General features: G+C 71.2%; 9 protein-coding genes. 4 read left to right on the forward strand and 5 right to left on the reverse strand.

All coding sequences use genetic code 11. The annotated features are described in order from the left end of the window. Position 1: 1 nt before the first annotated feature. Positions 2-1,396 carry a phytoene desaturase family protein gene (locus CUC05_RS10080; protein WP_108665969.1) on the reverse strand — a complete coding sequence of 465 codons (1,395 nt, stop codon included), beginning with the start codon at positions 1,394-1,396 and terminating at the stop codon, positions 2-4. Between the two features lie 166 nt (positions 1,397-1,562). Here CUC05_RS10080 and CUC05_RS10085 point away from each other — a divergent pair, with 166 nt between their 5' ends. Then, positions 1,563-3,122, forward strand: a complete 1,560-nt coding sequence (locus tag CUC05_RS10085) for a class I adenylate-forming enzyme family protein (RefSeq protein ID WP_205712247.1) — start codon at positions 1,563-1,565, stop codon at positions 3,120-3,122. Between the two features lie 403 nt (positions 3,123-3,525). Here the strand turns inward: CUC05_RS10085 and CUC05_RS10090 are convergent, their stop codons facing one another. Genes CUC05_RS10090 through CUC05_RS10105 form a run of 4 tightly spaced genes read right to left on the reverse strand, consistent with a single transcriptional unit; the run spans position 3,526 to position 7,346 of the window. Further along, complete coding sequence (locus tag CUC05_RS10090; RefSeq protein ID WP_108665970.1) at positions 3,526-3,939, reverse strand: MaoC/PaaZ C-terminal domain-containing protein; 414 nt, start codon at positions 3,937-3,939, stop codon at positions 3,526-3,528. After that, positions 3,939-4,376 carry a MaoC family dehydratase N-terminal domain-containing protein gene (locus CUC05_RS10095; RefSeq protein ID WP_108665971.1) on the reverse strand — a complete coding sequence of 146 codons (438 nt, stop codon included), beginning with the start codon at positions 4,374-4,376 and terminating at the stop codon, positions 3,939-3,941. The genes CUC05_RS10090 and CUC05_RS10095 overlap by 1 nt, the downstream gene beginning before the upstream one ends. Beyond that, positions 4,373-5,503: an NAD-dependent epimerase/dehydratase family protein gene (locus CUC05_RS10100; protein WP_108665972.1), complete on the reverse strand. Its 1,131-nt coding sequence runs from the start codon at positions 5,501-5,503 to the stop codon at positions 4,373-4,375. Before CUC05_RS10100 ends, CUC05_RS10095 begins: the two co-directional genes overlap by 4 nt. Positions 5,504-5,561: 58 nt before the next feature. After that, entirely contained in the window at positions 5,562-7,346 is a 1,785-nt protein-coding gene (locus CUC05_RS10105; RefSeq protein ID WP_108665973.1) for an acetyl/propionyl/methylcrotonyl-CoA carboxylase subunit alpha, read from the reverse strand. 75 nt (positions 7,347-7,421) lie between these two features. On the opposite strand from CUC05_RS10105, the gene CUC05_RS10110 reads away from it, so the two are divergent. The 3 genes from CUC05_RS10110 to CUC05_RS10120 all read left to right on the forward strand — a co-directional run bounded on the left by CUC05_RS10110 (position 7,422) and on the right by CUC05_RS10120 (position 12,420). Then, entirely contained in the window at positions 7,422-9,386 is a 1,965-nt protein-coding gene (locus CUC05_RS10110) for an oxidoreductase (RefSeq protein WP_108665974.1), read from the forward strand. A 110-nt stretch (positions 9,387-9,496) separates the two neighbouring features. Continuing rightward, positions 9,497-10,702: a thiolase family protein gene (locus CUC05_RS10115; protein WP_108665975.1), complete on the forward strand. Its 1,206-nt coding sequence runs from the start codon at positions 9,497-9,499 to the stop codon at positions 10,700-10,702. Positions 10,703-10,776: 74 nt separating this feature from the next. Then, complete coding sequence (locus CUC05_RS10120) at positions 10,777-12,420, forward strand: class I adenylate-forming enzyme family protein (RefSeq protein WP_170127976.1); 1,644 nt, start codon at positions 10,777-10,779, stop codon at positions 12,418-12,420. The last annotated feature ends 10 nt before the right edge of the window (positions 12,421-12,430 follow it).

A 12,430-nucleotide genomic window follows, 5' to 3' on the forward strand; every position in this document is an offset into this window, starting at 1 on the left:
ATCAGTACCGGAAACCCTCTTCGATGGGCCACAGCCGACGGCCGAGGATGTCCTCCACCGCCGACAGGCCCGCGCGGGCGGCCCGGTCGATGCCGATGCCGCGGGACTTGAAGGTCTCCGACGCGAAGTACAGGCCGTGCACGTTGGGTGCCTTCCAGTGGGGCCGGAAGCTGCCCACCAGGCCGGGCTTCTGGATGACCCCGAAGGAGGGGTCGTAGACCAGGTGGCGGCGCTTGAACACGTGGTCGGCGAGGCCCGGCCACATCGTCTCGACGTCCTGCTCGAACTCGTCGAACTTCTGCTTCACGAAGCCCATGTCGCCGTTGCGGCCGAACCCGTGCAGCATCGCGCCCATCACGTAGAGGTGCTTGCCGTCGGGGGCGACGGACGGGTCCAGCGCCGACATCTCGAACATGAACCCCGACGCTCGGGCCACGGGGGAGTGCAGCCACGTCGCGATCTCCTGTCGGTCGAGGACCGGGATGGGTTCCTCGGTTGCCATGTACAGGCCGGCCCACGAGATGCGGTTCTTGTCCTGCGCCATCTGCTTGATCTGGTCGACGTACCACTCGGGCAGGGCGTGCTCGTCGACGATGTTGAGCACGTGCCACACCGGCAGGGTGGAGATGACGACGGGTGCGCGGACCTCGTCCTCGTGGAAGATCTCGTTGGGCAGCACGGCGCCGGCGCGCGGCAGGGCAACGCCCTTGACCTCGCCGCCGTCCATCAGGACCCGGCTGACGGGCTGGCCGAGCCGTACCTCGCCGCCGTGCTCCTCGATGGCGTCGCGCAGGTCGGCGAACAGCTTCTGCCAGCCCCCGACGGGCCAGTAGGAGTAGGCGGCGGTGTTCTTCTCCTCGTAGTGCATCTTGCGCACGAAGAGGTTCTCCGAGGCGGAGTGGTCCCACCAGTCCTCGGTCATGCACTCCATGACGGTGATGAACTCGAAGAGGTCGATGACGCCCTGGTGGTTGGTGTACTGCTGGATCCACGCGCGCATGGGGCGGTCGTCCCAGCGCTCGAGCTCCTCGTAGGGGGTGTCGACGAGGGCCTTGATGACGGCCTTCAGCTCGTCCTTGGAGCCCGAGTAGCGGTCACGGATGGAGCCCCACTGCTCGGTCTCGTGGTTCCAGACGGGCATGTCGGTGTTGGAGGGGCCGTGGCCGAGCGTCTTGCCGACGTGCTCGAAGATCCTCGTCAGGCCCGAGCCGGAGTCCTCCATCAGGTGGGCGCCGAGGTTCAGCTCGTAGCCCTCGTCGGGGGTGGCCATGCCACGGCCGCCGAGGTACGGGCTGCGCTCGACGACGAGGACGGACTTCCCCTCCTTGGCCAGCAGCGCGGCCGCGGACAGCCCCGCGGCACCCGCTCCGATGACGATGACGTCGTAGTTCTGCATCACGGCTCCTGTGTGGGTTGGAGGGTCGGCCAGCGCGTCCGGGCTTCTCGACCAAACGACTGTTTGGTAATCGTTGCATCCCTGCGGTCAGTACGCAAGCCTTCGTTCTCCGAGGATCGTCGGTGGACGGTGGAATGGTTTACCAAACGGATGGTAGAACAGGGTCGTGATCAATATCGGCCGCATCCCAGCCAAGTGGGCCCACCTCGACGGCGAGCGCGAGGCCCTGATCGACGTGCCCAGCGGACGGCGCATGACGTTCGCCGCCCTCGACGAGTACGTCCGACGGCTCGCCAACGCCCTCAGGGACGAGCTGGGGCTCGCGCAGGGTGATCGGGTCGCGGTCCTGTCCCGCAACTCCATCGAGTATCAGGCCCTGTACTTCGCCTGCGGGCGGGCGGGGTTGATCACCCAGCCGCTGAACTGGCGCCTCGGCGAGGTCGAGCTGGGCCGGATACTCGCCGACGGCGAACCACGGGTGATCGTCGTTGCCGAGGAGTTCGCCGACGTGGCCCGGTCCATCGCCTCGGCGCAGGACGTCGCGCACGTGCTGACCGTGGCCGCCGACGGCAGCGGCACCCTCGCCGACCTCGTCGCCCGGGCCGGTGACCACGAACCGCCCTGGGCCGCCGAGGTCGGCGACGACGACCCGCTGTTCATCCTCTACACCGGCGGCACGACCGGCCGGTCCAAGGGGGCGCTGCACTCCCACACCAGCGTGTGGATGGGGATGCTCAACCAGACCGTCGCCGAGCGGATCGTGCCGACCGACGTCTACATGCTGACCGGGCAGATGTTCCACATCCCCGTGGTGCTGTCGATGAACTACCTGGCCCACGGCTGCCCGGTGGTGCTGATCAACTTCGAGCCGCGCCTGGCGCTGGAGGTCATCCAGCGCGAACGCGTCTCGGCGTTCCTCGGGATCACCACGATGCTCAGCTGGATGATGGACGTCGAGGACTTCGACGAGTTCGACCTGTCCAGCCTGCGCAACATCCAGTACGGCGGCGGGCCGATGCCCAGCTCGGTGGTCAAGCGGGCGCTCGAGGCGTTCCCCTGCACCCTCATCCAGGGATACGGCCAGACCGAGGGCACGACCATGACGTTCCTGTCCCAGGAGGTCCACGCCGATGCCGTCGAGGGCATCAACGCCCACCGGCTGAAGTCCTGTGGGAGGGAGGGGTTCGTCACCGACGTCCGCGTCGTTGGGTTCGACGGGCGGCCGGTGCCCAAGGACGGCGAGACCACCGGCGAGATCATCGTCCGGTCACCCGCCAACATGCTGGGCTACTGGCGCCAGCCCGAGCAGACGGCGCAGACGCTGCGCGATGGCTGGATGTGGACCGGCGACATGGCCACGTGGGACGCCGACGGGTTCGTCTACATCGTCGACCGGGCCAAGGACATGATCATCTCGGGCGGCGAGAACATCTACTCGGTGCAGGTGGAGGAGGCCATCAACACCCACCCGGCGGTGCTGGAGTGCGCCGTCATCGGCGTGCCCGACGAGGTGTGGGGCGAGAACGTGCACGCCGTGGTCGTGCTGCGCCACGGCCACGAGGCCACCGAGCGCGACATCATCGACGCCGCCCGCGAGCACCTCGCCTCCTACCAGAAGCCGAAGAGCGTCGAGTTCGTCGACGCCCTCCCCAAGGCCCCGACCGGCAAGATCCTCAAGCGCGAGCTCCGCAAGCACCACTGGGACGACGCCGGCCGCACTGTGTAGCTGGTCCTCGCTTCGCTCGGACGGTCCTCGGGCTCGTGACCGACGAATCGCTCCTTCGATTCTCGACCCTCGCTTCGCATCGGGCGCTGCGAGTCTCACTCGCGTTTCGTCGGCGCCCTGCGGCGGTGCGTGGGGACCTCGGTTGGTTCCGCACACGCTGGTGTGTGCGGTCGGCGTCCGTTCGGGGTGGGCATGTCGCACACCTTGGGCCGGTGTGTGGCATTCAGGCCGCGAGGAGGTGGGTATGCCACACGACCCTCCACCCCGGGTGCGATCGACGGCCTTGGGGGGTGGCCATCGCACACGCCGGGTGGGGGTGGGGCGGGCGCTGGGTGTGGTCGGCCGCGTCGGGGGGTGGCGATCGCACACGCCCCGGGGGTGGGCCGGCTGGCGGGTGGGCTGGCTAGACGGCGACCCGGGCCGTTCCGGTCACGACGACGGCGTCATCGGTGTCGCGGCGGAGCCAGACGGCGCAGGTGGCCACGGGGGTGCCGTCGACGTCCTCGACGGACTCGACGCGGCCGCCGGCGGTCAGGCGGTCGTCGGCGAAGACGTTCCCGGCCAGGCGGACCTTCAGGTGGCGGACGCAGGACGGGCCACCGCCGGCCCACGCCATCAGCGCGGTGGCCACGTAGCCCACGTTCGTGGGACCCTGGTTCACGGCCTTGTCGCCCATGCCGAGCGCCTGCGTCACGGCGGTGTCGAAGTGGATGGGGTTGGGGTCGCGGAGCAGCGCCGCCATCGTCTTGATGTGCTGGCCGTCGACCCCGTCGATGTGCAGCGGGGTGACCTCGTCACCGACGGACACGGTGGCCATCACGCCCTCCTCGGGCAGACGTAGGTGTTGCGCAGGGTCGCGGCCGGCTCGCTGTCCTCGCCGCGCACCACGAACTCGGTGGCGATCAGGTCGAAGGTGCCGCTGCGCCCCTCCTTGCGGGTCACGTCCACGATTGTCGGCTGGACCGCATAGGTCTCGCCGACCCGCAGGGCCCGCTGCTGGTGGAGGTCCATCTCGCCCAGCATCGGGCCGTCCTCCAGGGGGCAGTCGAACAGCTCGAACAGCTCACCGATGGTGTAGGCGACGGCTCGGACGGTGGCGTGGAAGACCATCATCGGGTGCATCTCGCCGTCCTGCGGCGGGGGTGCCAGCATCGCGTCGGCGGCCAGCCACGCCTCGTAGTGCAGTGGGGTCCACGTCCCACCCTCCAGCTCGCGCCCGAGCACCCGGTCGCGCAGCTCCTCGAGCCCGATCACGACTGGCTCCCGGCCTTGGAGCCCTTGGCGGTCTGCGGCACCGGCATGCGCTGCAGGCCCGTCACGAACGGCTCGGTGAAGGGGGCCAGGTCGGCCATCGCACGGTCGTAGGCCGCCATCAGCGCGTCCTCCGCGGCGTAGTCGAACGGGTCGACGAGGTTGGGGTTGGCGTCCATCTCCTCGCGGTGGGCCAGCATCCACTCGACGGTCTCCTCGATGCCGTCGCGCAGCGACATCACGTCGCGGTAGCCGAGGTCCTCGCGCAACCGGGAGGTGTCCAGCACACAGCTCGGCGTGCCCTTGTAGCCGAACGCGATGACCCCCCAGCCGGGGCTCGGCAGCTCGCCGGGCAACGACCGGATGCCCAGCGACCCACCGGCCGCCGCAGCGGTCAGCTCGGCCCACTGGCGGATGCTGACCAGGTCCTCGTCGGCGACGTTGTAGGCCTTGCCCGCCGCGGCCGACGGGTGGTCGACCGCGCACAGGATCGCGTGGGCGGCGTTGCGGGCACCGGCGCGGGAGTGGATGCCCCTGCCGTCGTCGGACAGGATCATCCAGGGTCGGCCGTCCAGCACGCGGCGGACGACCGTCCACTCCCAGGCATGGGGGTTCCGCGGCCCGTACACGGTCGGGTACCGCAGGTACGTCGCATCGAACGCGCCGTCGCGGCCCAGCTGGAAGACGGTGTCCTCGGTCCGGCGGATCGCCGCGGTGCGGTAGCTGGCCTGCTCGATGTCGGTGGTGGGGACCAGCGGATGGCGGTCCTCCCGCACCGGCATGTCCATGCCGGTGGGGAAGTGGAGGTGTGGTTCGACGTATCCCTCGTAGACCGGCGTGCCACCGACGGCCAGGAAGTGGTCGCATTTCCCGGCGACGTGCTCGGCCAGCAGCCGCACCCGCCCGTAGGTCGCCACCACCACGTCGAACCGCCGGTCGCCCAGCGCGTCGGCGATGCCGTCGGCGCTGAACGGGTCGCCGTGCAGGTGCGGCACGTCCGGGCCGTCGGGCAGCTCGTGGCGGCCGGTGTGGAAGATCGTGGTGTCGAACCCTCGCTCGACCAGCCCGTCGACCAGGGGCGGCCCGGTGGGTCCGGTGCCACCGATGACCAGTGCGGTCCGTGCGCTCATCGTGGGATGCTCCTCGTGGGTGCGGTCCGTCCTGCCGCCCGGCAGCGGGACCGCCCGATCATGCAGTGATGGTGGCCAGCAGCGCGCCCTGCTCGACGGCCTCGCCGTCGGACAGGCCGATCGCGCCGACGGTGCCGTCGCGGTGGGCCAGCACGTGGTTCTCCATCTTCATGGCCTCCAGCACGCACACGAGCTCGCCGGCCTCGACCGTGTCGCCCTCGGCGACGGCGTAGGTGACGATCACGCCGGTCATGGGGGCGCGCAGCTCGGGGCCGTCGTTGCCGGACCCCCCGCCTCGGCGCCCGCCGCCGTCGCGTCGGCGGCTGCTGGCGGCCTGGACGGCGGCGCTGGCCCGGCCGACCCCGTGCACGGTGACGTGCAGCGGGGCACCGGACACGAACAGCTCGACCTCGCGTGCGGTGGTGGTGTGCCCCGACCCGTTGGCGGCGACCGGCTCGGGCGCCGGCGGCTCCCAGGGCTCCAGCGACGACAGGTCCCAGTTGCCCTCGACCGACGAGGTCGCGTGTCCCGCGGTGACGAAGTCCTCGTGGGCCATCGCGAGGCGGTGGAAGGTCAGCGTGGTCGGGATGCCGACGACCTGCATCTCCTCCAGCGCCCGGGCCATGCGCGACACCGCGGTGGCGCGGTCCTCGCCCCACACGATCAGCTTGCCGACCATCGAGTCGTAGGCGCCGCCGATGACGTCGCCGGACTCCACGCCGCCGTCGAAGCGGATCCACGGACCCTGCGGCACGGTGATCCGCGTGACCGGACCGGGGGAGGGCATGAAGCCGGTCGCCGGGTCCTCGGCGTTCAGACGCACCTCGATGGCGTGGCCCTTCAGCTCGACGTCGTCCTGGGTGACGGTCATGCCGTCACCGGCGGCGATGCGCAGCTGCTGGTGGACCAGGTCGATGCCCGTCACGAGCTCCGTGACCGGGTGCTCGACCTGCAGGCGGGTGTTCATCTCCAGGAAGTAGTGCCGTTCGGTGCCGTCGGCGTCGCGGTCGACGAGGAACTCACACGTCCCGGCGTTGACGTAGCCCATCTCGCGCGCCACGCGGATGGCGGCGGTGCGCAGGGCAGTCCGGGTCTCCTCGGCCAGGCCGGGGGCGGGGGCTTCCTCGACCAGCTTCTGGTGGCGACGCTGCAGCGAGCAGTCGCGCTCGCCGAGGTGGATGACGGTGCCGTCGGTGTCGGCGAGGACCTGGACCTCGACGTGGCGGGGCCGTTCGAGGTACCGCTCGACGTAGCACTCGCCACGGCCGAAGGACGCCTCGGCCTCTCGCCGGGCGCCGGCCAGCGCTGCCTCGACGTCGCCGGGGCCACGGACGACCTTCATGCCCCGTCCACCACCGCCGAACGCTGCCTTGATGGCCAGCGGCCAGCCGTGGGTCCCGCCGAACGCGCGGACCAGCTCGGGGTCGGTCGTCGGTTCGGTGGTCCCGGGGACGACCGGCACGTCGGCGGCCGCGGCGACGGCGCGTGCGGTCAGCTTGTCGCCCATGGACTCGATGGCCGACGGCGGCGGGCCGATCCAGGCGAACCCGGCGTCGACCACGGCGCGGGCGAAGTCGGCGTTCTCCGACAGGAAGCCGTAGCCCGGATGGATGGCGTCGACCCCGGCGTCGGCGGCGACCGCGAGGATGCGCTCGATGTTGAGGTAGCTCTCGGCGGGTGGGGTGGGACCCAGCAGATGGGCTTCGTCGGCCATGCGCACGTGCATGGCGCCCGCGTCGGCGTCGGAGTGGACGGCGACGCTCCGCACCCCCAGCTCGCGGCAGGCACGGGCGATGCGGACGGCGATCTCTCCGCGGTTGGCGATCAGCACAGCGTTGAACATCAGGGACCCATCGTAGACCTCGACTGACTGGTAAGTAAACTACATCCGTACCGCGCTGACACGACCGGAGCTGCCATGCCCGACCTGTTCGACCCGATCACCGTCGGGACCATCACGCTGGACCACCGCATGGTCATGCCGCCCCACTCCGGTGGACGCGGCGCCCTGCTGGGCCGCGAGGACCAGTTCGAACGGTTCTGCGCCTACTGGGTCCAGCGGGTCGAGGCCGGCGTGCAGTGGGTCGGGGGCGCGCCGACGTTCGTGGCCAACCCGCTCGTCCCGGGCTTCGAACCCACCGGCGTCGGCGCCATGGCCGACGGCACCTTCCGGCAGCGCGGCTACGTCGAACGGCTGGCCGAGTACTCCCGGCGGCTCCACGACGCGGGCGGCTGGTCCACGGTGCAGATGGTCCTGCAGGGTGGCCTGCCCACCGCCCCCTCACCGACCCTCAGCGGCTACCGCGACCACCAGGTCCCCCATGCGCTGGACCTCGACGAGGTCGCCTGGCTGGTCCGCGAGTACGGCGAGTCGGCCGCGCTCGCCGCCGACGGCGGGGCCGACGTGATCGAGCTGCACGCCAACCACGACGACGTGCTCCAGTGGTTCCTCTCCCCACGGACCAACCGGCGCACCGACGGGTACGGCGGGACCCCGGAGAACCGCCGCCGGCTGCTCCGCGAGGTGGTCGAGCGCATCCGCACACGCATCGACCGGCCCATCACCGTCGGCTTGCGCCTGTGCGTGGACGAGATGATCGAGGGCGGCTACGGGCTGGAGGAGTGCCAGCGGTTGCTCTCGGCCTTCACCGCCGAGGGCACGGTCGACTACTTCAGCCTGGACGTCGGCAACAACTGGGGCGCGCCCAGCTACGTCGCGCCCAACACCTACGGGCCGGCGCAGTGGGCGGCCCGCTGCGCCGAGGCGGGCGAGGCCACGGACCTGCCCATCCTCTACGCGGGCCGAGTGGGCGACGTCGCCACGGCCCGGCAGGTCATCGCCGACGGGCACGCCGACCTCGTCGGGGTCGTGCGGGCGCTCATCGCCGAACCGCGGCTGCTCGAGCTCGCGAGGGCAGGGGAGGAGGGGGACGCCCGCCCGTGCATCGGTGTCCAGGACTGCCTCAGCCGGCGCGTCGTGGAGCACCTCCCGTTCGCGTGTGCCGTCAACCCGCACGTCGGCCGCGAGCACGAGGGGCCGCTGCCGCGGGTCGACCGGGCCCGCTCCGTCCTGGTCGTCGGAGGCGGGCCGGCCGGCACCGAGGTGGCGGCGCTGGCCACCGAGCGTGGTCACCGGGTGGAGCTGTGGGAGCGCGACGACCACCTCGGCGGCCAGCTCGCGGTGGCGGCACGTGCCCGCATGAACCGGCCCTACGCCGACTGGATCGACTGGCAGGTCCGCCGGCTGGAGCGGCTCGACGTGGCGGTTCGGTTCGGGGTCGAGGCGACCGCCGACCTGGTCCTTGCCCACGACGCCGACGTCGTGGTCGTCGCCACCGGCGCGGTCCCACGACTGCCCGACGCCGAGGGCCTGGACCAGCCGCACGTGCTGACCGCCGTCGACGTGCTGGGCGGCGGCCGGGGCGCGGCGGTCGGCCGGGTCGAGGTCGGTCATCGGGTCGTCGTGATCGCCGAGGACGACCGGCCGGTGCCGCTCGCCGTGGCCGACCACCTGGCCGGGGCCGGACACGAGGTCGTCGTCGTGCACCAGTCGCCCGACCCCTCCCCCCTGACCAACAAGTACACGATCGGCGGGATCATGGCCCGGCTCGACGCCGAGGGTGGCCGGCTGGTTCCGCACGCCCGGTTGGTCGCCGTCGACGGTCCGACGGTCCACCTCGCCAACGTCTACTCGGGTCGGCCCTTCGCGCTGGAGGACGTCGACACCGTCGTGCTCGCCTGCGGTGCCGTGCCGTCGGCGTCCCTCCACACCGCCCTGCGTGGGAGCGTCGATGGCCTCCACCTCCTCGGGGACGCGTTCGCCCCTCGCCGGCTGGTCGCCGCGACCCGTCAGGCCTTCGCGCTCGTGGCCGGACTTGACTGAGGGGGGCGGCCGGGTGTTCGATTGGCGCAGGTCGATTACCTACCGGTAAGTAGATAGCCTGATCCGTGGGCAGAATCGGCCCCACCACCGCACCATCCCAGGAGCCTCCCATGCGTGAAGCCGTGATCGTCGACGTCGTCCGGACCCCCATCGGGAAGGGCAAGCCCGGGGGTGCCCTGTCCGGTTGGCATCCCGTCGACCTGCTGGCCGAGGTCCTGTCCGGCCTCGTCGAGCGCACCGGCATCGACCCGGGCATCGTCGACGACGTCATCACCGGCTGCGTCTCGCAGTCCGGCGAGCAGTCCTTCAACGTCGGCCGCAACGCCGTCCTCGGCGCCGGCTTCCCCGAGCACGTGCCCGCCACCTCCATCGACCGCCAGTGCGGCTCCTCCCAGCAGGCCCTGCACTTCGCCGCCCAGGGTGTGCAGTCCGGCGCCTACGACGTCGCCATCGCCTGCGGCGTCGAGGTCATGTCCCGCGTGCCGATGTTCTCCTCCGCGCAGGGCAAGGACTCCTTCGGCACCAAGGTCGCCGACCGGTACGCCGAGCGCGGCGGGCTGGTCAACCAGGGGATCAGCGCGGAGATGATCGCCGCCAAGTGGGGGCTGACGCGCGCCGACCTCGACGAGCTCGCGACGGAGTCCCACCGCCGGGCCGACGAGGCGACCAAGGACGGCCGCTTCGAGAACGAGCTGCTGCAGGTGGCCGTCAACCGCGGTGACGGGCCGACCGGTGAGAAGATGACCGCCGACGAGGGCATCAGGCCCGGCACCAGCCCCGAGTCGCTGGCCGCCCTGAAGCCCGCCTTCCACAGCGAGGAGCTGGCCGAGGCCTACCCCGACCTCAACTGGGTCGTGCACGCCGGTGGGGCCTCCCAGATCTCCGACGGTGCCGCCGCCGTGCTGGTGATGTCGCGCGAGAAGGCCGACGAGCTGGGCCTGACCCCGCGCGCCGCTGTCCGCCACGTCGCCGTCGTCGGCGACGACCCCGTGATGATGCTCACGGGCGTCATCCCCGCCACACAGAAGGTGCTCGAGCGGGCGGGCATGACCATCGACGACATCGACGCGTTCGAGGTCAACGAGGCGTTCGCCCCCGTCGTGCTGGCCTGGCAGGCCGAGACCGGCGCCGACATGTCGAAGGTCAACATCAACGGCGGCGCCATGGCCAACGGCCACCCGCTGGGCGCGTCCGGTGCCAAGCTGATGACCACCCTGGTCAACGTGCTGGAGCAGACCGGCGGCCGCTTCGGCCTGCAGACCATGTGCGAGGGTGGCGGCATGGCCAACGCCACGATCATCGAACGGCTGGGCTAGGCCGTCACCGGACAGCAGGGCGGCTGTCGACCGGCAGCCGCCGCGGGGGGAACCACGAGACGAGAGGGCCTGACGTGGAGTACCGCGAGGTGTGCACCGGCGGCGACCTGATCATCAGGGGCGCCGCCCTCGATCCCGATCGGACGGCGATCGCCTTCCCCGACGACCGCCGGACCTACCAGCAGCTGCTGGACCGGGCGGTCGCCGCCGCCCGATCGCTGCACGGCCTGGGCGTGCGGGCCGGCGACCGGGTGGGCGTGCTGATGCCCAACTCCCTTGAGTACGTGGAGGTGTGGTTCGGCACCCTGCTGCTCGGGGCGGTCCTGGTCCCCATCAACAGCCGCTTCCGGTCCCGTGAGCTGCGCCACGTCGTGCCCGACGCCAACGTTGCCGTCCTCGTGGTGGCCGACGAACCCGACGTCATCGCCTTCACCGAGCGGGTCACCCACGCCTTCCCCGCCCTCGCCGAGCAGGCCGGCGCCGCCGACGGCGCGCCGCTGTCCCTGGAGCAGGCGCCCGACCTGCGGCACGTCGTCGACCTCACCTCCACCGGCGCCACCGGATTCCTGCCGGCCAAGCGCTTCGAGGCCGCCGGCACCGACGTGGCCGAGGCCACCGTCGAGCACGAGGCCGCGCGCGTGGCGCTGCGCGATCCGGCCACGATCTTCTACACCTCCGGGACCACGTCGCTGCCCAAGGGGTGTGTCCTCAGCCACGAGGCGATGGTCCGCCAGGGGCAGGAGACCGCCGCCCGGATGGACTTCCGCGCCGGTGACGTGCTGTTCAGCCCGCTCCCGATGTTCCACAGCGCCTGCTCCCAGCCGCTGTTCGCGATGCTCTGGGCGGTCGGCACCTACTGCAACATGCAGGCCTTCGACGCCGCGACGGGCCTGCGGATGATCGCCGAGGAGCAGGCGACGGTGCTCTACACCGCGTTCCCGCCGATCACCGACGGGCTGGTGGACCATCCCGACTTCGATCCCGAGCCGTTCCGGCGGGTCCGCAGCGTGTTCACCGTCGCGCCGCCGACCCAGCTCCGCGAGCTGGAGGGCAAGCTGCCGGGGACCAAGGTAGTGACCGCGTTCGGCATGACCGAGGTGGCCGGCTCCATCGCCATGGCCGACCCCCGCGACCCGATGGAACGACGCATGCGGCCCGGCCGTCCGCTGCGCGGTGCCGAGGTCGAGATCCGGACCATCGGCGACAACCGTCCGGCCGCCCCGGGGGTTGAGGGCGAGATCGTCTGCCGCGGCACGACGCTGTTCTCGCACTACCACGGCCTGGAGGAGAAGACCGCCGAGGTCATGGACGACGAGGGCTGGTTCCACACCGGCGACCTCGGCGTCATCACCGAGGACGGGCTGCTGGAGTTCCACGGCCGGCTCAAGGACATGCTCAAGATCGGCGGCGAGAACGTCGCGGCCATCGAGATCGAGTCCCACCTGATCGCCCACCCCGACGTGCTGATGGCGGCGGTCGTGGGGCTGCCCGACGACCGGCTGGGCGAGGTCGCAGTGGCCTACCTCGAGGTCCGACCGGGCGCTGCGCTGGCCGAGTCCGACATCATCGACTGGTGCCGGGACGAGATCGCCAGCTTCAAGATCCCCCGGCACGTCGCCTTCGTCGACGAGTGGCCCATGTCGGCCACGAAGATCCGCAAGGTCGACCTGCGCGACCGAGCCGCCGAGGACTTCGCCGACCAGCCGCCGCTGTACTGACAGCGGTCGT

This window comes from Euzebya rosea (assembly GCF_003073135.1).
Classification (GTDB): domain Bacteria; phylum Actinomycetota; class Nitriliruptoria; order Euzebyales; family Euzebyaceae; genus Euzebya; species Euzebya rosea.